This is a genomic window from Bradyrhizobium sp. JR3.5 (genome assembly GCF_054057015.1).
Genome location: NZ_JBSRYV010000002.1, coordinates 3657502 through 3678340 on the forward strand (window position 1 = coordinate 3657502; position 20839 = coordinate 3678340).

Genomic DNA, 20839 nt, shown 5'->3' on the forward strand with positions numbered 1-20839 from the left:
TCCCCGTAAGCAGGCGCCAAACACTCGGCCAAACACTTGCACGGGAAGCGGAAATGACCATCGAGCTGCACACCTGGAACACGCCGAACGGCCGCAAGATCTCGGTGGCGCTGGAGGAAATGGGGCTGCCCTACAAGGTGACCCCGGTGAATATCGGCAAGGGCGAGCAGATGGCGCCCGCGTTCCTCGCGATCAGCCCGAACAACAAGATCCCGGCGATCGTCGATCCGGATGGTCCCGGCGGCAAGCCGGTCAGCATCTTCGAGTCCGGCGCGATCCTGCTCTATCTCGGCGAGAAGACCGGCAAGTTCCTGCCGAAACCGCTGGCCGAGCGGATCCCGGTCTATGAGTGGCTGATGTGGCAGATGGGCGGTTTCGGCCCGATGCCGGGCCAGGTGCACCATTTCATCGCGCTGGAGAACGAGCAGGACCGCGCCTATGGCCTGAAGCGCTACATGGCCGAGACGCGGCGGCTCTACAGCGTGCTGGATCGCCGGCTGGACGGCCGTGAATTCGTCGCCGGCGATCTCTCGGTGGCCGATTTCGCCATCCTCGGCTGGGCCTGGCGCCATCCGCGCCACAAGGTCGACCTGGCCGACTTCCCCAACGTCAAGCGCTGGTACGAGACGCTGATGGCCCGCCCGGCGACGAAGCGGGGGATGGAGGCTAAGCTGGATTGATCTTCTCCCTCGCCCCGCTCTTGCGGGGAGAGGGTCGGGGTGAGGGGCTCTCTCGGCAAAGAAGTTGGAAGTTGTATTCGCGGTGGCTCCCCCCCACCCGGATCGCATCTGACGATGCGATCCGACCTCTCCCCGCAAGCGGGGCGAGGTAAGAGAGCAAGTCACGCCCGCCGCGCCTCGAGCGCCATCTTCATCGCAAGCCCCGCGAGCACCGTGCCCATCAGCCAGCGCTGCACCAGGAGCCAGGTCGGGCGGGTGCCGAGGAACACCGCGATCGAGCCGGCGGCGAGCGCGATCAGCGCATTGACGCTGACGCTGATCATGATCTGGATCGAGCCGAGCGCGAGCGACTGCGTCAGCACGCTGCCGCCGGCGGGATCGATGAACTGCGGTAGCAGCGCCAGATAGAGCATCGCGATCTTCGGGTTGAGCAGGTTGGTGATGAAGCCCATCGCGAACAGTTTGCGCGGGCCGTCGACCTTCAGCGCCTTGACCTGGAACGGCGAGCGGCCGCCCGGCTTCAGTGCCTGCCACGCCAGCCAGAGCAGATAGGCGGCGCCGGCGAAACGCAGCGCGTCATAGGCGTAGGGGATTGCAAACAGCAGCGCGGTGATGCCGAACGCTGCGCACAGCATGTAGAACACGAAGCCGAGCGCGACGCCGCCGAGCGAGACGATGCCGGCCGCCGGCCCCTGCGTGATCGAGCGCGAGATCAGATACATCATGTTCGGCCCGGGCGTCAGCACCATGCCGAGGCAGACGAGCGCAAAGCCGAGCAGGGCGGATGTATGGGGCATGATGGGCCTCGCGAGGGGATACGCACACTTCTAGCGTGTCGTCCGCCGCGCGGCCATGTTGGAATTGCTCTCGGAGCAATGCGGTTCGGCAAGCGAGATGCGAGGGCTCCCTCTCCCGCTTGCGGGGGAGGGCGGGGTGGGGGTGTCTCCGCGCAGAATCTTTGAGCGGAGAGAGCCCCCACCCGCCGCGCTCTTTGAGCGCGTCGGCCTCCCCCGCAAGCGGGAGAGGCGAAGAAAGCTAATGCGCCTCGTCCCAGTTGTTCGCGGCGCGGGCATCGACTTGCAGCGGCAGCGACAGGATCACGGCCGGGAACGGCGCGTCCTGCATCACCCTCTGCACCACGGGCAGCGTCGCCGCGACCTCGTTGTCGGGCACCTCGAAGATCAGCTCGTCATGCACCTGCAGCAGCATCTGCGCCGAGAGCTTCTTCTCGGCGAGTGCGTCCTCGACCCGGATCATCGCGCGGCGGATGATGTCGGCCGCGGTGCCCTGCAAGCGCGCGTTGATCGCGGCGCGTTCGTTGAAGGCGCGCACCGAGGCATTGGACGCCTTGATGTCGGGGTAGTAGCACTTGCGGCCGAACAGCGTCGTCACATAGCCGTTGCGGCGGCAGAAGTCCTTGGTTTCGTCCATATAGGCGCGGATGCCCGGGAAGCGCTCGAAATACTTCTTGATGTAGGCGGAAGCTTCCTCGCGGGCGATGCCGAGCTGGTTGGCGAGGCCGAACGCCGAGATGCCGTAGATGATGCCGAAATTGATGGCCTTGGCGCGGCGGCGCACCTCGCTCGGCATGTCCTTGATCGGCACGCCGAACATTTCGGAAGCGGTCATGGCGTGAATGTCGAGCCCGTCGCGGAACGCCTGGCGCAGCACCGGCACGTCGGCGATCTCCGCGAGCAGCCGCAGTTCGATCTGCGAATAGGTCGGCCGACACCAGCTTGTGGCCCGGTGTCGCGATGAAGGCGCGGCGAATCTTGCGGCCGTCCTCGGTGCGCACCGGGATGTTCTGCAAATTCGGCTCGTTCGACGACAGCCGGCCCGTGGTGGTCGCAGCCAGCGCGTAGGTCGTGTGCACGCGATGGGTCTGCGGGTTGACGTAGGTCGGCAGCGCGTCGGTGTAGGTCGATTTCAGCTTCGAGACCTGGCGCCACTCCAGAATCTTCTTCGGGAATTCGTGGCCCTGCTCGGCGAGATCGTCGAGCACCTGCGCGGTGGTCGACCAGGCGCCGGTCTTGGTCTTGGTGCCGCCGGGCAATCCCATCTTGCCGAAGATGATGTCGCCGATCTGCTTCGGACTGCCGACATTGACCGGCTCGCTGGCGATCTCCTGGATCTCGGCCTCGACCCGCGCCGCGGTCTGGGCGAAATCGCCCGACAGCCGCGACAGCACCTGGCGGTCGATCGAGATGCCGCGCCGCTCCATCCGCGCCAGCACCGACACCAGCGGCCGCTCCAGCGTCTCGTAGACCGTCGTCATCCGCTCGGCGACAAGGCGCGGCTTCAGCACGCGCCATAGCCGCAGGATCAGGTCGGCGCTTTCGGCCGCATATTCGGTGGCCTTGTCGATCGTGACCTGATCGAAGGTCAGCTTGCCCTTGCCGCTGCCGACGAGGCCGCCATAGCTGACGACCGCATGCCCGAACCAGCGCTCGGCGAGCGCCTCCAGCGCATGCGAGCCGCGGCCGGCATCCAGCGCGTATGACATCAGCTGCGCGTCATCGATGTTGCGCAGCGTGACGCCGTGCTGCGCCAAGGTCACCGAGGTGAACTTGACGTCGAAGCCGACCTTCTGGATGCCTGCGGACTCCAGCAGCGGCTTCAGCGCCTTCAGTGCCTCGGCGGTCTTGATCTGGCCGGGCGCGAGGCCCGCATCGAACAGCCCGGCGCCGCCACCGGCCTGCCGGTGGCTGAGCGGGATGTAGCAGGCGTCGTTGGGCGCCACGGCGAGCGCCAGTCCCGACAGTTCGGCCTGCATCGGGTCGATCGATTCCGACATCGCCTCGATCGCGATGTAGCCGGTGTCGTGCGCGCGCGCGACAAAGGCGTTGAGCTGATCGAGACTGCCGATCGCCTGGTAGGCCTTGCGATCGAAGCCGGTCTTGCGGATCGCTTCGCCGCGGGCCTCGGCCAGCGTTGCCGGCGTGCCCTTCAGGCTGGAGTTCTTGTCGTCGCGTGCGCCGGTCGGCTTGGCGCGCTCCCTCGTTGGCGAACCCGCCGGCGCGGCGGCTGACGGTGCGTTGCCCGGCGCCGGCGTCACATCCGATGGCGGCAGCGGCGAGAACACGCTGGCGCCGCTCTTGTTGCCGGGATCGGCATCGACATTGGCGGGGTCGATCTGCGCATAGTCGGCGACGCGGCGGGTGAGGGTGGAGAACTCCATCGCCTTCAGGAAGGCGACCAGCCGGCGCGAGTCGGGCTCGTGCACCGCGAGGTCGTCGAGCGGCACCTCGAGATCGACCTTGTCGTCGAGCAGCACGAGCTGGCGCGAGACGCGCGCCTTCTCGGCGTTCTCGAGCAGCGCCTCGCGCCGCTTCGGCTGCTTGATCTCGCCGGCGCGGAACAGCAGCTGATCGAGATCGCCATACTCGATGATCAATTGCGCCGCGGTCTTGATGCCGATGCCGGGCACGCCCGGCACGTTGTCGGTGGAATCGCCGGCCAGCGCCTGCACCTCGACGACCTTCTCGGGCGGCACGCCGAATTTCTCGATCACCTCGTCGCGGCCGATGCGGCGATCCTTCATCGTGTCGTACATCACGACCTTGTCGTTGACGAGCTGCATCAGATCCTTGTCCGATGACACGATCGTCGTGGTCGCGCCGCGCTCGGTGGCGAGCCGCGCATAGGTCGCGATCAGATCGTCGGCCTCGAAGCCGGCCTGCTCGAGGCAGGGCAGCTCGAAGGCGCGCACCGCCTCGCGGATCAGGGCGAATTGCGGGATCAGATCGTCGGGCGCCGGCGGCCGGTGCGCCTTGTAGTCGGGATAGAGCTTGTTGCGGAACGTGATCTCCGACTTGTCGAATACGATCGCCAAATGGGTCGGCCGGTTGTCCTCCGGCATGTCGCGCAACAGCTTCCACAGCATGTTGCAGAAGCCGAGCACGGCATTGACCTGCAGCCCGTCGGACTTGCGGTTCAGCGGCGGCAGCGCGTGATAGGCGCGGAAGATGTAGCCCGAACCATCGACCAGGAAGACGTGGTCGCCCTTCGCCGTGGGCTTGCTCGCAACCGGCTTGGCGGCGACGGGCTTGGCTGCGGTGTTTGGGGCGGGCTTTGCGGGGTCTTGGGAGGCTGTTTTCGGCATGGCCGAAACTTAGGGATTTTTGCGCGGATTGACAGCCTTAGTGTCGCTGAATCCGCCCGTGCCACACAACGAATTCGATGAATTCGAGACCCGTCATCCTGAGGAGCCTGCGAAGCAGGCGTCTCGAAGGATCGACAGCCACCAGCCGGGCCGTGCATCCTTCGAGACGCGGCTTCGCGGCTCCTCAGGATGACGGGAACAGCGCCAGGACGATGCCGGAAGCTACGCCTTGTCCCCCGTCGGCGAGAACAGATAGCCGCCGCCGCGGATGGTCCGGATCACCGACGGCTTGGTCGGGTCGAATTCGATCTTGCGGCGGATGCGCATGATGCGCAGGTCGACCGCGCGGTCGAAGGCTTCCGCGTCGCGCGCATTGGCGAGTTCCAGCAGCCGCTCGCGCGACAGCACGCGCTTCGGATTGGCCGCGAACACCTTCAGCAGGCCGAATTCGGAGGCCGTCAGCGGGTGCTCATTGCCCTCGTCGTCGCGCAGCGCCTGGGCCTCGAGATCGAGCCATTTGGTGCCGAATCGCACCAGCTGCTCCTTTTCGGCCTTGGCGCTCGCCGATTCCGGCGCGGCTGATTTCGCGGGCCCGCTCCGCCGCAGCACCGAGCGAATGCGCGCCATCAGCTCGCGCAGTTCGCAGGGCTTGGCCACGTAATCGTCGGCGCCGAGCTCCAGCCCGACGACGCGGTCGATCGGGCTGGCAGTAGCTGTCAGCATGATGACGGGGACGTTGATCTTGCTCTTGAGGTCGCGAATGATCGACAGACCATCCTCCTCGGGCATGTTGAGGTCCAGCACCACGAGATCGGGCGTGCTGCTCTCGATCTCCTTGCGCAGGCTCTTGCCGCCATCGCACAGCGTCACGCCGAAGCCGTGCATCTTGAGGTAATCGCCGACCATCTCGCGGGCCGGCGCCTCATCGTCGACGATGAAGATATGCGGGTTCTGGTTCATGATGTCTCTGTCGCCGGCAGTGTAACCGTAAAGGTCGACCCCTGTCCGGGGCCCGGGCTCTGTGCGGTCACATGGCCGCCATGCATGTCGATGATGCGCTTGACGATGGAAAGGCCGAGGCCGGTCGAGCTTTCGCCGGCGGTCGGCTTGGCCGACAGCCGCTGGAACCGGCCGAACAGCCGGCCGAGGTCCTCGGGGCTGAGGCCGGGACCCTGATCGGCGATCCGGATCACCGTGTCGTCACCCTCGTGGCTGACCGCGACCGTGATCTTGCCGCCGATCGGCGAGTACTTGATGGCGTTGCTGACCAAATTGTCGATCGCCTCGCGGATCCGGTCGCCATCGCACATCGTGACGAAGTGCTGCGGCCCCGAGACCGAGATGCTCTGCTGCTTGTTGACGGCCGAGGGCAGGTTGGCCTCGGTGACCTCGTTGACGAGGGCCGCGACGTCGACCGGCTCGCGGCGGATGGTGATGTCGAAGGCGTCGGCCATCGCATCCGAGATCAGGTGGTCGACCATCGAGGTTAGCCGCTTGGTGGCGTCCCTGATGTGCTCGACCTGGGCGGTGACGTTCTCCTTCGGCGAGCTGGCACCGATCAATTCGGTCAGCATCTCGGTGCGGCCGAGGATCACGCCGAGCGGATTCTTCAGATCGTGGGCGACGGTGCCGAGGATTTCGTTCTTGAAGCCGTTGGCGCGCTGCAGCCGCAGCCATTGTGCCGACAGCCGCCGGTTGGCCTGCATCAGCGCGCGGGTGCGCTGCGCGACGCGGTCCTCGAGCTGGGTGTTGGCCTCTTGAAGCTGCTGGTAGAGGATCACGTTGTCGAACGCGATCGACAGCCGGCTCGAGAAGATCTCGACCAGCGCGCGGTCGGTGTCGGAGAGCTGGCGCTCGGCCTGCAGCAGCACCACAACCTCGCGGCCGCTGCCGGTGCGTGAATAGAGCACGCTGCGGTGGTCGGCGAATTCGTTCTTGCGGCGCTGGAACGCTTCCTCCACCATGTGCCGCAGGTCGGGATCGAGCGCCTTCGATGACGTCGTGCCGATGAAGCGGCTGTAGCAGCCCGAGCATGCCAGCACAGAGAAATCGGCGGCAGCGGCGTTGCCGTCGTCGCGCAGCACCAGAATGCCGGCGCAGTCGACATTGAGCAGCGAGGCAAGCTGCGTCAGCACGCCCTCGGCCAGCCGCTGCATCGACTTGAAGTCGTACAGCGTCGAGGCCGCGTCGATGATGATCTCGAGGCCGCGCCTTGTCTGCACCATGCGCTCGAGCTGCTGGTAGCTGCGCAGCGCGGCGGTCAGCGAGGTGAACAGCTTGTCGGCGGTGAGCTCGGTCTTCGCCTTGTAGTCGTTGATGTCGTATTGCACGATGACACGCCGCTCCGGCGCCTGGCCGGGCTGGCCGGTGCGCAGGATGATGCGGACGGTCTCGTTCTTGATCTCGTTGCGGATGTATTCGACGAGCTCGAGGCCGGCGACGTCGGTCTCCATGATGACGTCGAGCAGCACGGCTGCGATGTCGGGGTTGTCCCGCATCAGCGTGCGGCCTTCGGTCGCGGAGTAGGCCGACAGGATCTCCAGCGTCGCGCCGTTCAGGTTGTAATCGCTGAGCGCAAATCGGGTGCCTTCATGGACGGCGTGATCGTCGTCGATCACGGCGATCTTCCATTTCCGTACCGGCGAGTCCTCCGGGGGGCTCTCGGTGTCGTCGATCAGTTGGAGGACATCGTCCTGTTCGGCCATTGACTGGTTCCGTCGGCTGCTGCGTCAGTGATCGTGGGCTCGCCCATGGCAGCCCCCTTGGCGATCCTGGGCATGATAATGCGAAAAGTGGTGCCTTGTCCTACCCTTGACTCCAGCATCATGCGTCCGCCGAGCTGCTGGGTGACGAGGTTATAGACGATATGGAGGCCGAGGCCCGTACCACCTTCGTTGCGTCGGGTCGTGAAGAACGGGTCAAACGCCTGTCGCTGCACGTCCGGCGTCATGCCAGCCCCGTCGTCTGCGAAGATGATCTCGACATCATCGGTGCCGCGACCGCGCGCCGAGATCGTGATGTTGCCGGAGCGGCCGTTGGCGAAGGCATGATTGACGGCGTTGAGGAAAAGATTGGTTAAGATCTGGCCATAGGCGCCGGGATAGCCGTCGATCAGGAGCCCATCGGGCACGTCGACGGACAGCGCGATCGCGGCCTTCTTCAGCACCGGCCGCAGGCTCGCCACGATCTGGTCGGTCGATTCGCTCAAGGCGAACTGGCGGCGTTCGGCGTGCGAGCGATCGACGGCGACCTGCTTGAACGACTGGATCAGTTCGCCGGCGCGCTGCAGGTTCGCAACCAGTTGCTGCGATGCGTCACGCGAGGCGCGCACGAATTCGTCGAGCCTGGAGCGGCGCAGCGGCTCGGTCTTCAGGTCGTTCTCGAACATCTCGCTGCGGCGGGCAAAGCTCGAGGCGACCGTCAGGCTGATGCCGATCGGATTGTTGACCTCGTGGGCGACGCCCGCAACGAGCCCGCCGAGCGCGGCGAGGCGCTCGGCATCGATCAGGTTCTGCTGGGCGGTGTTGAGCTCGAGCAGCGCGCTTTCGGCCTTCTCCTTGGCGCTGCGCAGCTCGTCCTCGGTCTTGCGCTTGGCGATCGCGTTTTCGCGGAATACCTCGACCGCACGCGCCATGGCGCCGACCTCGTCCTTGGCCGAGGTGCCCTGCACCGGCCGGTCGAGGTCGCCCGAGGTGATGGTGCGCATCGCGGCCATGATCTGCGCCAGCGGCAGCCGGATCGACAATGCGATCATGACGCCGGCCGACATGATGACGCCGAGGAAGATCACGGCGATCGACAGCACCCGGCGCGAGATCGACGTCAGCGTCTTGTCGAATGTCTCCTGCGCCTTCTGCTCGCGCTGGCGCATCTTCACCGAGAGCTCGTCGATCGCGCCGATCGCGTCGGCCTGGCTGGCGTCGATCGAGTTGCGCAACAGATCGGTGCGGTTGGTGAGCTGTTCGCTGAGCTTGCCGAGCCCGTCGCGCAGCTCGGCGGTCTTGACCTTGAGCCGCGCCAGCGCCATGCGCTGCAGATCGTTCTCGGCCAGATCGGTCATGACAGGAATCGTCTTCTCGATCGTATCGATGTTGCGGCGGGCTTCCTCGGCCGACGAGGACGCAAGCGAGAGGTAGTAGGCGTTGGCGGCGACCAAGAGCGAGGTGAAGGCTTCGCGCGACTTGCCGAGCGCGGGCCAGATCAGCGCGTCGCGATGGCCGGTGGCGCCCTCGATGATCGAATAGAGCCCGGCCATGTCCTTGGTCGGGGTCAGCACCTCTTCGTCATAGGTCTTGGAGATCGTGGTCTGCACGGTGCGCAATTCACCGAAGCCGTCGAGGAAGCGGCTGGTGACGCGCTCCAGCTGCTCGACCGAGCCCGACAGCATCGGGTCGGTCGAGGCGCGGTTGGTCAGCGTGCCGAGCACGGCCTCGCGCAGCAGCAGGATTTCCGCGAACAGGTCCGGGCTCGGCTGGTTGATGTAGCGATGGATCAGGTTCTGCAGACGGCTGGTCTCGCTCTCGAGCTTGGCCAGGATCTTGTCGGATTCCCGCACCTGGCGGACATCCTCCCAGGCCGAGCCGAGCACCTTCGAGCCGTTCCAGATCAGCACCGCGAGCACGATCACGACGGCGGAGTTGAGCAGCGCGATCGAAAGAATGCGCCAGCGGATCGGCACCGCACGCAGCAACTGGACGATGCGGAAGCGGCCCTGCGGCCCAAAGGCCGCCCGCCGTCGCATCGTCCCGTCCTGTTTGGGCGCGTCCAAGATCCGGTCACTCCATGTTGCGGATGCGTTCGATCAGCGCTGCCATCGCCGGATCGCGCTCCGCCTTGGCATAGATGCCGGCCATCGCCGCCTCGAACGGCTTGCGGTCGAAATCGGTCACGACCTTGACGCCTGCCTGCTCCGCCTGCTTGCGCGAGTGCTCCTCGAGCTCCCGCCACTTCTCGCGCATGTAGAGGCTGGAGCGCTGCGCGGCTTCGCGGAAGATGGTCTGCTCATCCGGCGTGAGGCTGGCCCAGGCCTTGCGCGACATCACCAGCACTTCGGGGCTGACGGTGTGCTGGGTCAAGGTGTAGTAGCCGGCGTATTTGTAGTGGCCGGTGGTGACGAAGGACGGCCAGTTGTTCTCCGCGCCATCGATCAGCCGGTTGGCGAGCCCGGTCAGCACCTGGCCGTAGGCCATCTGGACCGGTTGGGCACCAAGCGCGCGGATCATGTCCGACATCTGTTCGGATTGCTGCACGCGCAGCCGCAGCCCCTTGAGGTCGTCGAGCGAACGCACCGGGCGGACGCTGTTGTAGATCGAGCGGGCGCCGGAATCGTAGAAGGTCAGCCCGACGAAGCCATGGGCTTCGAGACTGTTCAGGATCTCGTTGCCGATCGGCCCATCCAGCACATGCTGCAGGTGCTCAAGGGATCGAAACAGGAACGGCATCGCCAGCACGTTCACCGAAGGCACCATGGTTCCGATCAGCGCGACATTGGTCCGGTTCAGATCGATGGCGCCGGCCCGGGTCTGCTCCAGCGTCTCCTTTTCCTCGCCGAGCTGGCGGGAGTGGAAGACCACGATGCGGTGCCGGCCGCCGGTGCGTTCGGCGATCAGGCGGTCCATGTAATTCAGCGCCTGGACCGTCGGATAGTCTTCATTCTGGGTATCGGCGGTGCGGAATTCGCGCGCAAAAGCACTCGCCGAGACCGCTGTGCATAACAGCGCGACGGCAAGCGTTATTGTCCGCGAAAGGCCGGCGCGGCGGTACACTGGCTACAATTCCCCTTGTGATTTGTGTCCGGGGCGGGAGGAAAAGGTTCAACGCTTTTTTAGCAGATCGGCGATGGTTCGCCCATCGGCCAATCGTTAAAGCCGCGCTGCAACCTGCGGTGTCGATTGAATTTACGGTTGTAGCGCCTTATGACGGCGTGTCCGCATCCGGGAACGGCTCGTTGTGAAGTCCGCCTTGAAGCTCGCCTCGAAGCTGCTGCACCTCGTCGTCGCGGCCCTTCTGCTTGTGGCGCCGGCGCAAGCGGCGACCGAGATCATGTGGTGGCACGCGATGTCGGGCGAGCTCGGCAAGCAGCTCGAGAAGCTCGCCGCCGACTTCAACGCCTCGCAATCCGACTACCGGATCGTGCCCGCCTACAAGGGCAACTACACCGAGACCGTCACCGCGGCGATCTTCGCGTTCCGCTCGCGCAGTCAGCCGGCGATCGTTCAGGTCAACGAGATTGCCACCGCAACCATGATGGCGGCGCGCGGTGCGATCTATCCGGTGTTCGAGCTGATGCGGGATCAATCGGAGGCGTTCGCGCCGTCGGCCTATCTGCCCGCGGTGGCGGGCTACTATGCCGATGTCGACGGCAACATGCTGTCGTTCCCGTTCAACGCCTCGACGCCGATCCTGTACTACAACAAGGATATGTTCCGGTCCGCCGGGCTCGATCCGAGCGAGCCTCCGAAGACCTGGCCGGAGCTCGGCATCGTCGCCAAGCGGCTGCGTGCGGCCGGTGCGATGTGCGGCGTGACCACGTCATGGCCGTCCTGGATCAATGTCGAGAACTTCTCAGCCTTTCACAACCTGCCGATCGCGACCAAGGCCAACGGCTTTTCCGGGCTCGACGCGCAGCTGATCTTCAATAACCCGCTGGTGGTGCGCCACATCGCGCAGCTCGCGCAGTGGCAGGCCGACAAGACCTTCGACTATAGCGGCCGCGGCCAGACCGCCGAGCCGCGCTTTCAGAAGGGCGAGTGCGGCATCTTCATCGGCTCGTCGGGCACCCGCGCCGACATCAAGGCCAATTCGAAATTCGAGGTCGGCTACGGCATGATGCCGTATGATCCCGACGTACAGGGCGCGCCGCAGAACTCGATCATCGGCGGTGCGACGCTGTGGGTGCTGCGCGACCGGCCGCGCGCCGAATATGCCGGGGTGGCAAAATTCTTCGCCTACCTGTCGCGGCCGGAGGTGCAGGCCGCCTGGCACCAGAACACGGGTTATCTGCCGATCACCCGCGCCGCATTCGATCTCAGTCGCACGCAGGGATTCTACGAGCGCAATCCCGGTGCCTCGATCTCGATCGAGGAGGTCACGCTGAAGCCGCCGACCGACAATTCGAAGGGCGTCCGGCTCGGCTCGTTCGTCCTGATTCGCGATGTGATCGAGGAGGAGCTCGAGCAGGTGTTTGCCGGCAAGCGCTCGGCGCAGGCCGCGATGGACAACGCCGTCGAGCGCGGCAACCGCCTGCTGCGCCAGTTCGAGCGCGCCAATCCGGACCGGTGAGCATGCAATTGCGTAGCCCGGATGCAGCGAAGCGAAATCCGGGACCGGCCTCCGAGGCGGCACGGAATCCCGGATTACGCTGCGCTCCATCCGGGCTACAATGATGTCGCGAATGCCGCTTCCGCTCCTGACCGACTACGACACCTACCGCGCCTGGCGCGGCGACGCGGCGCGCTGGTTGCCCATCGCGCGCGATATCGCTGACGGCCACGGGCTGTCCTGTGGCGCGCCGCACGTGTTCTCGACCGGCACCAACCTCGTCGTCGGGCTCGACGGTGAGCTGATCCTGAAGCTGTTCCCGCCGTTCCTGCGGCCGCAATTCGTGTCCGAACGCAGCGCGCTCGCGCAGCTGCGCGGACGGCTCGGCATTCCGATCCCCGACGTCATCGCGGAGGGCGAGCGCGACGGCTGGCCCTATCTCGTCATCACGCACCTCGCCGGCACCGTCGGTTCGGAGGTATGGCCATCGCTGTCGGAGGCTGAACGCGAGCGCGTGCTCGGCGAGATCGGCGCCGTGATTGCCGAGGTGCAGCGCGTGCCGCCCGGCAGCCTGCTTGCGATCGAGCCGTGCTGGGAGGCCTTCATGCGCGGGCAGATCGCGCAGTGCCGGGCGCGGCACGAGCGGCTCGGCCTGCCGGCGAAATTGCTCACCTCGCTCGACGATCTCCTGCATGACGCCGCCGAATTGATCCCGATGCACGCGCCGCCCGTGATCCTGACCGGCGAGTACATTCCGGAGAATTTCCTGCTGGGCCGCCGGGCCGATGGCTGGCACGTCGCCGGCTTGTTCGACTTCGGCGACGTCCGGACCGGATGGGGCGAGTACGACCTGCTCGGTCCCAGCGCCTTCATGGCCGCCGGGCATCCGCGCCGGGTGCGCAGCCTGTTCGATGGCTTCGGCATCCCGCGCAGCGAGGTGACGTTCGTATTGAAGCGGCGGTTGATGGCGCTCTTGATGCTGCACTCGGCCAGCGATCCGCTCCGGCACATCTGCGTCGCGGGCTGGCCGGACCGGGTCGATGATCTCGTGCAGTTGCAGGAGTTGGTCTGGCCGGACTAGCCCGTCTTATTCATCAGCGGCTTGTTGAGAGGCTGGCGAGCGTGGCGTAAGCCGCTGAGATGGCGTAGGATTCGGTTGCTGACACCCACCCTCCGCGCATCCGGGCCGCCACACTCGCCATGACCGACGATACGAGTCTGCCGTTCTCATTTCCAGCCGTTTCCCACAAGAAGATCACAGCCTCGTTCGACGGCGGCAAGCTGACGTCGGATGGCGGCGTCATGCTTCTGGCCATGGCGGACCGGCGCCTCGGCTTGGCCGCGAAGTTGTCCTGCGTATTCCCCGAGCGGCGCGATCCGGGACGCATCGTGCACAGCCTTGCGGATATGATCCGCGCCCGCATCTTCGCCATCGCGTGTGGCTACGAGGATGGCAATGATCTCGATCGTTTACGCGGCGATCCGGCGTTCAAGCTGGCTTGCGGCCGACTGCCGGACACTGGCCGGGATCTGTGTTCGCAGCCGACCCTATCGCGCCTGGAGAATGCACCACACCTGCGCGAGGTGATCCGGCTGAGCTCTGTGCTGGTTGACCTATGGATGGACAGCTACGCGCGAGCGCCGAGCGCAATCACGCTCGACATCGACGACACGGTCGACGTGGTGCATGGCCGTCAGCAACTCTCGCTGTTCAACGCCCATTATGATGAACACTGCTTCCTGCCGATCCACGTCTACGACACCGAGCACAGCCGGCCTGTTGCGGTCATCCTGCGCCCCGGCAAGACGCCGAGCGGCCGCGAGGTGCGGGCACACCTGCGCCGCCTGGTTCGGCGCATTCGCCGGCGCTGGCCCGATACGCGTATCACCTTCCGCGGCGACAGCCATTACGCCGGCCCCGAGGCGATGACTTTTTGCGAGCAAAACGGCGTCGATTACATCTTCGCGCTAGCCGGCACGAAGCCGCTCGCCAGAAAGGTCGACGAGGTCTGTGATGCATTTCGAACCGAACGTGCGATCGAGAACAAGATCGTGGTTCGCGGCTACACCGAGACCCGCCACGCGGCCGGCTCCTGGCATCGTGAGCGCCGCGTCGTCGCCCGCATCGAGGCAACCCAACAAGGGCTCGACGTCCGCTACGTCGTCACCAGCCTGGATATCGGCTCGGCTGAGTGGATCTATGACAGCCTCTATTGCGCTCGCGGACAGGCCGAGAACCTGATCAAGCTGCACAAGACCCAGCTCGCCTCCGATCGCACCAGTTGCCGCTCGGCGCTCGCCAACCAGGTCCGCCTCGTCTTCCACACCGCCGCCTATTGGCTCATCCTCGCCGTGCGCGATGCCATCCCAAAGCCGCGCGATCTGGCAACGGCCGAGTTCAACACGATCAGGCTCAGGCTTCTCAAGATCGCAGCCCGCGTCATCGAGACCGCCACCCGCGTCCGTCTTGCCTTCGCTGCGGCGTGCCCCGACGCCGACCTGTTCCGCGGCTTGGCAAACGCTCTGGTCCCGCAAGCACCCTGACGCGCGGGGCATGAGCCCCCGGTCACCCCGCTGCCGTCCTCCAACGCGTTCACGAAGTCGGGTCGAAAAGCGGCGAAAAAGCCGAAGCGTTCGCGCGCGCCTTCACCCCGACCGGAAATGTTCCAGCTGCCCCGCCCGGCAATCATGAATAAGACGGGCTAGCGCGTGTTGGACGAGGTTGGTCTGGCGCCGCGGCCGAAGTTCACCTCTCCCTTGGGAGAGGTCGGCGCGCAGCGCCGGGTGAGGGATTACGGTCCCTCGTTGGAGCCGCGGCCCCTCACCCGATTTGCTTCGCAAATCGACCTCTCCCCAATTGGGGAGAGGTAAACCCAGTCCGCGAACCCGTTTGAATCCAAACTCATCCCTTTAGTTGTCCGAGTCGGCCAGAAAGCGAGCAGCAATCATTTCGTGATCATTTCTTAAGCAACAAGCTGTGCTTTGTATGCAATGATGGGGCGTAGCCTTGCCAGATCAAGGTGTCTGTACCAATTTTATATTACATTACAAAGAATTAGCGCTTCATAGGGTTTCGTTAAGGGTTGGCACAATCCTTGCGATCTGAGTTCCAAGGCCGTTCTCAAGGGCGTTGGAGCATCACATGAAGCGTCGCGATTTCCTCAAATCGGTGTCTGGGCTCGCAGCGGGGGCGCTGGCGCCGACCGCGCCCGCGATCTGGTCGCCGGCCAAGGCCGACGCGCGCTCCGAGACGCTGCTGATCGTCTCCGAAGGCGGTCCCAACAATCTCGATATCCACGGCGTCGGCACCAACGTGCCCGGCTACGAGGTGTCGTGGAATTGCTACGACCGACTGATCAGCCATGAGATGAAGAGCGGTCCGGGCGGCGTGCCCTATTACGACCGCGACAAGTTCAAGCCCGAACTCGCCGAGGACTTCAACATCGGCGACATGTCGGTCACCTTCAAGCTGCGCAAGAATGCCAAATTCCATGACGGCACGCCGGTGACGGCGAAGGACGTCAAATGGTCGCTCGACCGCGCCGTCAGCGTCGGCGGCTTCCCGACCTTCCAGATGAGCGCGGGCTCGCTGACCAAGCCCGAGCAGTTCGTCGTCGTCGACGACAGCACGGTGCGCGTCGATTTCCTGAAGAAGGACAGACTGACGATCCCCGACCTCGCGGTGATCGTGCCCTGTGTCGTCAACTCCGAGCTCGTGAAGAAGAACGCCAGCGAGAAGGACCCGTGGGGTCTCGAATTCACCAAGCAGCAGACCGCGGGCTCCGGCGCCTACAAGGTGACCAAATGGACCGCCGGCACCGAAGTGGTGATGGAGCGCAACGACGATTGGGTCTCTGGGCCCGATGCCGAAGATCAAGCGCGTGATCTGGCGCATGGTGCCGCAGGCCGGCAACCGCCGGGCGCTGCTCGAACGCGGCGATGCCGATATCTCCTACGAGCTGCCGTTCAAGGATTTCCAGGAGATGAAGACAAACGGCAAGCTCAACGTGGTCTCGCTGCCGTTCTCCAACGGCATCCAGTACATCGGCATGAACGTGACCAAGCCGCCGTTCGACAATCCCAAGGTGCGGCAGGCGATGGCCTACGCGATGCCGTATCAGAAGATCATGGATGCGGTGCTGTTCGGCCTCGCCAACCCGATGTTCGGCGCGTCGAAGGACAAGCCGACCGAGGTCGCCTGGCCGCAGCCGACGAAGTACTTCACCGACATGGAGAAGGCCAAGGCGCTGCTCACTGAAGCCGGCTACGCCAACGGCTTCGAGACCACGATCTCGTTCGACCTGAATTTCGCGGGCGTCAACGAGCCGCTCTGCGTGTTGGTGCAGGAGAGCCTTGCGCAGCTCGGCATCAAGACCACCATCAACAAGGTGCCCGGCGCCAATTGGCGCACCGAGCTCACCAAGAAGGAAATGCCGCTGTTCACCAACGTGTTCTCGGGCTGGCTCGATTACCCCGAGTACTTCTTCTACTGGTGCTATCACGGCAACAATTCGATCTTCAACACGATGAGCTACAAATCGCCCGAGATGGACAAGCTCATTGACGGCGCGCGCATCGCGGCGGCGAATGGCGACACCGCGGCCTACGACGCCGATGTGAAGGGTTTCGTCGATCTCGCCTTCGCCGACATCCCGCGCATCCCGCTGTATCAGCCGTTCGTCAACGTCGCGATGCAGAAGAACATCTCGGGCTACCAATACTGGTTCCACCGCCGGCTCGACTATCGCGCGATGGCGAAGGGGTGAGGCGTTGATGCTGACCCTCATCGGCAAGCGGCTGTTGTTCGCGATCCCGTCGTTGATCGGGGTCGTGATCGTGACGTTCCTGCTGACGCGTGCGCTGCCGGGCGATCCCGCGGCGTATTTTGCAGGGCCTGCGGCGACCAAGGAGGCGGTCGACCAGATCAGGAAGAAGCTCGGCTTCGACAAGCCGCTGATCGAGCAGTTCGTTCGCTACACCAACGATCTCGCCCATGGCGATCTCGGCACGTCGCTCACCACGGGGCAGCCGGTCGCCGCCGAATTGCGCAACCGCCTGCCGGCATCGGCCGAGCTCACTCTGCTCGGCCTCGTCGTCTCGATCGTGATCGCTATACCGCTCGGCGTGCTGGCGGCGACGCGGCCGGGTTCCTGGATCGATCATCTCTGCCGGGTCACCACGACGGCGGGCGTGTCACTGCCGGTGTTCTTCACCGGCCTCGTGCTGGTCTACGTGTTCTATTTCCGGCTCGGCTGGTCGCCGGCACCGCTCGGCCGGCTCGACGTGTTCTATAGCGCGCCGCCGACCGTCACCGGCTTCTATCTCATCGACGCGTTGATCGCGCGGGACTTCGAGGCGTTCCGCTCGGCGTTCAGCCAATTGATCCTGCCGGCGGTGACGCTCGCGATCTTCTCGCTGGCGCCGATCGCCCGCATGACGCGCGCCTCGATGCTGGCGGTGCTGGCGTCCGACTTCGTCCGCACCGCGCGCGCCAGCGGCCTGTCGCCCGGCAAGGTGATCGTGACCTACGCCTTCCGCAACGCGATGCTGCCGGTCATCACCACGCTCAGCATGGTGTTCTCCTTCCTGCTCGGGGCCAATGTGCTGGTGGAGAAGGTGTTCGCCTGGCCCGGCATCGGCTCCTACGCGGTCGAGGCACTGATCGCGTCCGACTTCGCGCCCGTACAGGGCTTCGTGCTGACCATGGCGGTCATGTACGTGCTGCTCAATCTCCTGATCGACATCCTCTATGGCGTGATCGATCCGCGCGTCAGGCTGGAAGGCTAGGGAGGGGCGTATGAGCACCGTTGCACCGACCGTCGAACCCGCAGGTCCCGCCCGCACCTCAGGGCTCGCCGCAGTCTTCGAGCAGACCCGCTATGTGCTGGGCGAGAACAAGGTCACCGGCTTTGCTTTCGCGCTGCTGGTCGTGATCATGTTTGCCGCGTTGTTCGGGCCTTACGTGGTACCTTATGATCCACTTGCTTCCGACACCGCGGCTGCATTGAAGCCGCCGTCAGCCGCGCACTGGTTCGGCACCGATCAGCTCGGCCGCGACATCTTCAGCCGCGTCATCGTGGCAACCAGGCTCGACACCTTCATCGCGGTCGCCTCCGTCGTGCTGGTGTTCCTGATGGGCGGGCTGGCCGGCATCGCCGCCGGCTATTTCGGCGGCTGGACCGATCGCATCGTCGGCCGCATCGCCGACACCATCATGGCGTTTCCCCTGTTCGTGCTGGCGATGGGCATCGTCGCGGCGCTCGGCAACACCGTGCAGAACATCATCATCGCGACCGCGATCGTGAACTTTCCGCTCTATGCCCGAGTCGCGCGCGCCGAAGCAAACGTCCGCCGCAATGCCGGCTTCGTGCAGGCGGCGCGACTCTCCGGCAACGGCGAGTACCGCATCCTGCTCGGGCACATCCTGCCCAACATCATGCCGATCATGATCGTGCAGATGTCGCTCACCATGGGCTATGCGATCCTCAACGCCGCGGGACTCTCGTTCATCGGCCTCGGCGTCCGGCCGCCGACCGCTGAATGGGGCATCATGGTTGCCGAGGGCGCCGGCTTCATGGTGTCGGGCGAATGGTGGATCGCGCTGTTCCCGGGCCTCGCGCTGATGATCGCGGTGTTCTGCTTCAACCTGCTCGGCGACGGGCTGCGCGACATCGTCGACCCGCAGCGGAGGACGTAAATGATGGGTTTCAACTCGTTCCACGCCCATCTTCGCCTCGCCCCGCCTGCGGGGGGAGGCCGGATCGCATGCAATGCGATCCGGGTGAGGGGGAGTCTCCGCGAATTCCTCAGCCGGCTGTGTGCGCTGATAGAGGCCCCTCATCCCAACCTTCTCCCCGTAAGAACGGGGAGAAGGGGCACACCGCCGCGGCGGAGGACCTGATGGCTGTCTCGGTGCGGTGTCAAGCTACCGCTTCTCTACTTTGCATGGGGTTGTTTTGCCGATTTTTGGATGACGCACTGCATGAGGGGCGGCGCACATGACCGCCCAGCCCCTGCTCGACGTCAGCGACCTCACGGTCGAGTTCACGACCCGTCGTGGCATCGTCAAGGCGGTGCAGCACGTCAACATATCGGTGGCTAAGGGCGAGACCGTCGGCATCGTCGGCGAGTCCGGCTCCGGCAAGTCGGTGACGTCATATGCGGTGATGCGGATTCTCGACCGGGCCGGCCGGATCGCCGAAGGCTCGGTGATGTTTTCCGGCATCGACGTCAAGGCGGCAACCGAAAGCCAGATGCGTGATCTGCGCGGCCGCGAAGTCTCGATGATCTTCCAGAATCCGCGCGCCGCCCTCAATCCGATCCGCAAGGTCGGGCACCAGATCGAGGACGTGTTGCGCCAGCACGTCCAGCAGGCGCAGGTCACCGATCGCGGCGAGAAGGCGATCGAGGCGCTGGAGCAGGTCAAGATCGCGCGTCCGCGCGAGCGCTATCACGCCTATCCGTTCGAGCTGTCCGGCGGCATGTGCCAGCGCGTCGTCATCGCGCTCGCACTCGCCTGCAACCCGCAGCTTCTGATCGCGGACGAGCCGACCACCGGCCTCGACGTCACCACCCAGAAGGCGGTGATGGACCTGATCGTCGAGCTGACCCGGCGCCGATCGATGTCGACGATCCTGATCACGCACGATCTCGGCCTCGCCGCCGCCTATTGCGACCGCGTCGTGGTGATGGAGAAGGGCCGCGTGGTCGAAACCGCAAAGTCGGCCGACATCTTCGCCGCGCCCCAGCACGACTATACGAAGAAGCTGATGCGCGCGACGCCGCGGATCGGGGTGTCGCTCAGGGATCTGCTGCCGGAGGAGGAGGCGAAGGCTCCGCAGCCCATCTCCGTCATGGCCGGACTTGACCCGGCCATCCATCAATCTTCGCAAGATGCTTCTTCCTCGATGGACCCGCGGGTCAAGGCCGGGGGTGACGAGAGAGAGCAACCCCTCCTCCTCGTCGAGAAACTCGTGAAAGAATACCCCCGCCAGGGCGCGGGCTCGATGCTCGCAAAGCTGTTCGGCCGCAAGCCGCCGGTCGAGGAGGAGATCTTCCGCGCGGTCGATGGCATCAGCTTCAAGGTCGACCATGGCGAGAGTGTCGGGCTGGTCGGCGAATCCGGCTGCGGCAAGTCGACGACGTCGATGATGGTGATGCGGCTGCTCGACCAGACCTCCGGCCGCATCATGTTCGATGGCGAGGACATCGGCGGCATCATGCCGGAATCCTTCGCGCGGCTGCCGCGACGCAGCCAGATCCAGATGGTGTTCCAGGATCCGACCGACAGCCTCAATCCGCGCTTCACCGCGGCACGTGCGATCGCGGACCCGATCATGCAGCTCGGCGATATCAGGGGGCGCGACGCGGTTCGCGACCGCTGCGAGGAGCTGGCGCGGCTGGTCGGCCTGCCGGTCAATCTGCTGGATCGCTTTCCGCATCAGCTTTCCGGCGGCCAGAAGGCCCGTGTCGGTATCGCGCGTGCGATCGCGCTGCATCCGAAGCTCGTCATCCTCGATGAGCCGACCGCGGCACTCGACGTCTCGGTGCAGGCAGTGGTGCTCAATCTGCTGCAGGACCTCAAGCAGTCGATGGGCATGAGCTATCTGTTCGTGTCGCACGATCTCAACGTGGTGCGCCTGCTGTGTGATCGCGTCATCGTGATGCGCAGCGGCCGCATCGTCGAACAGGGCACATCCGAACACGTCTTGGGCAATCCGCAGGATGCCTATACAAGGGAGCTGCTCACGGCGATCCCGCATCCGCCGTTGCCGGTGTCTTGAATAACTCATTGGGA

At 65.1% G+C, this 20839-nt stretch carries 12 protein-coding genes and 2 pseudogenes; 8 read left to right on the top strand and 6 right to left on the bottom strand.

What is annotated here, in order from left to right; all coding sequences use genetic code 11:
* The first annotated feature begins 53 nt into the window (after nucleotides 1–53).
* Entirely contained in the window at nucleotides 54–680 is a 627-nt protein-coding gene (locus ACVWW1_RS34350; RefSeq protein ID WP_456658941.1) for a glutathione S-transferase family protein, read from the top strand.
* A gap of 161 nt (nucleotides 681–841) precedes the next feature.
* On the opposite strand, the gene ACVWW1_RS34355 is transcribed toward ACVWW1_RS34350, so the two are convergent.
* The 6 genes and pseudogenes from ACVWW1_RS34355 to ACVWW1_RS34380 form a co-directional block, all read right to left on the bottom strand.
* On the bottom strand, nucleotides 842–1477 hold the full coding sequence (locus ACVWW1_RS34355) for a LysE family translocator (protein WP_456658942.1): 636 nt from the start codon (nucleotides 1475–1477) through the stop codon (nucleotides 842–844).
* Between the two features lie 238 nt (nucleotides 1478–1715).
* Nucleotides 1716–4782, bottom strand: a pseudogene (gene polA / locus ACVWW1_RS34360) (DNA polymerase I).
* Between the two features lie 222 nt (nucleotides 4783–5004).
* The gene (locus tag ACVWW1_RS34365; RefSeq protein ID WP_420967220.1) at nucleotides 5005–5742 is read right to left on the bottom strand and encodes a response regulator; all 738 of its coding nucleotides are present in this window, start codon (nucleotides 5740–5742) and stop codon (nucleotides 5005–5007) included.
* Nucleotides 5739–7487 carry an ATP-binding response regulator gene (locus tag ACVWW1_RS34370; RefSeq protein WP_456658943.1) on the bottom strand — a complete coding sequence of 583 codons (1749 nt, stop codon included), beginning with the start codon at nucleotides 7485–7487 and terminating at the stop codon, nucleotides 5739–5741. The genes ACVWW1_RS34365 and ACVWW1_RS34370 overlap by 4 nt, the downstream gene beginning before the upstream one ends.
* Nucleotides 7457–9523, bottom strand: a complete 2067-nt coding sequence (locus ACVWW1_RS34375; protein ID WP_456658944.1) for an ATP-binding protein — start codon at nucleotides 9521–9523, stop codon at nucleotides 7457–7459. Before ACVWW1_RS34375 ends, ACVWW1_RS34370 begins: the two co-directional genes overlap by 31 nt.
* Nucleotides 9524–9557: 34 nt before the next feature.
* Nucleotides 9558–10547 carry a TRAP transporter substrate-binding protein gene (locus ACVWW1_RS34380; protein ID WP_456658945.1) on the bottom strand — a complete coding sequence of 330 codons (990 nt, stop codon included), beginning with the start codon at nucleotides 10545–10547 and terminating at the stop codon, nucleotides 9558–9560.
* 196 nt (nucleotides 10548–10743) lie between these two features.
* On the opposite strand from ACVWW1_RS34380, the gene ugpB reads away from it, so the two are divergent.
* The 7 genes and pseudogenes from ugpB to ACVWW1_RS34415 all read left to right on the top strand — a co-directional run bounded on the left by ugpB (nucleotide 10744) and on the right by ACVWW1_RS34415 (nucleotide 20825).
* The gene (gene ugpB, locus ACVWW1_RS34385; protein ID WP_456660744.1) at nucleotides 10744–12063 is read left to right on the top strand and encodes a sn-glycerol-3-phosphate ABC transporter substrate-binding protein UgpB; all 1320 of its coding nucleotides are present in this window, start codon (nucleotides 10744–10746) and stop codon (nucleotides 12061–12063) included.
* Nucleotides 12064–12175: 112 nt separating this feature from the next.
* Nucleotides 12176–13123, top strand: coding sequence for an aminoglycoside phosphotransferase family protein (locus ACVWW1_RS34390; protein ID WP_456658946.1), 948 nt, complete (start codon nucleotides 12176–12178; stop codon nucleotides 13121–13123).
* A gap of 119 nt (nucleotides 13124–13242) precedes the next feature.
* Nucleotides 13243–14586 (top strand): IS1380 family transposase, encoded by a 1344-nt coding sequence (locus ACVWW1_RS34395; RefSeq protein WP_456654756.1) that lies wholly within the window; start codon nucleotides 13243–13245, stop codon nucleotides 14584–14586.
* 598 nt (nucleotides 14587–15184) lie between these two features.
* Nucleotides 15185–16808: pseudogene (locus tag ACVWW1_RS34400) on the top strand (ABC transporter substrate-binding protein).
* A gap of 7 nt (nucleotides 16809–16815) precedes the next feature.
* Nucleotides 16816–17829 (top strand): ABC transporter permease, encoded by a 1014-nt coding sequence (locus ACVWW1_RS34405; RefSeq protein ID WP_092122920.1) that lies wholly within the window; start codon nucleotides 16816–16818, stop codon nucleotides 17827–17829.
* Nucleotides 17830–17839: 10 nt separating this feature from the next.
* On the top strand, nucleotides 17840–18739 hold the full coding sequence (locus tag ACVWW1_RS34410) for an ABC transporter permease (protein ID WP_176533971.1): 900 nt from the start codon (nucleotides 17840–17842) through the stop codon (nucleotides 18737–18739).
* 301 nt (nucleotides 18740–19040) lie between these two features.
* A complete protein-coding gene (locus ACVWW1_RS34415; protein WP_456658947.1) occupies nucleotides 19041–20825 on the top strand; it encodes a dipeptide ABC transporter ATP-binding protein in 1785 nt (594 codons plus the stop codon).
* Nucleotides 20826–20839: the final 14 nt, after the last annotated feature.

What these genes read in the sequence shown, in the direction of transcription:
- ACVWW1_RS34370 (WP_456658943.1), bottom strand. Translation starts at nt 7,487, where the DNA reads ATGGCCGAACAGGACGATGTCCTCCAACTGATCGACGACACCGAGAGC.
- ACVWW1_RS34415 (WP_456658947.1), top strand. Translation starts at nt 19,041, where the DNA reads ATGACCGCCCAGCCCCTGCTCGACGTCAGCGACCTCACGGTCGAGTTC.
- ACVWW1_RS34355 (WP_456658942.1), bottom strand. Translation starts at nt 1,477, where the DNA reads ATGCCCCATACATCCGCCCTGCTCGGCTTTGCGCTCGTCTGCCTCGGC.
- ACVWW1_RS34365 (WP_420967220.1), bottom strand. Translation starts at nt 5,742, where the DNA reads ATGAACCAGAACCCGCATATCTTCATCGTCGACGATGAGGCGCCGGCC.
- ACVWW1_RS34410 (WP_176533971.1), top strand. Translation starts at nt 17,840, where the DNA reads ATGAGCACCGTTGCACCGACCGTCGAACCCGCAGGTCCCGCCCGCACC.
- ACVWW1_RS34375 (WP_456658944.1), bottom strand. Translation starts at nt 9,523, where the DNA reads ATGCGACGGCGGGCGGCCTTTGGGCCGCAGGGCCGCTTCCGCATCGTC.
- ACVWW1_RS34390 (WP_456658946.1), top strand. Translation starts at nt 12,176, where the DNA reads ATGCCGCTTCCGCTCCTGACCGACTACGACACCTACCGCGCCTGGCGC.
- ACVWW1_RS34405 (WP_092122920.1), top strand. Translation starts at nt 16,816, where the DNA reads ATGCTGACCCTCATCGGCAAGCGGCTGTTGTTCGCGATCCCGTCGTTG.
- ACVWW1_RS34350 (WP_456658941.1), top strand. Translation starts at nt 54, where the DNA reads ATGACCATCGAGCTGCACACCTGGAACACGCCGAACGGCCGCAAGATC.
- ACVWW1_RS34395 (WP_456654756.1), top strand. Translation starts at nt 13,243, where the DNA reads ATGACCGACGATACGAGTCTGCCGTTCTCATTTCCAGCCGTTTCCCAC.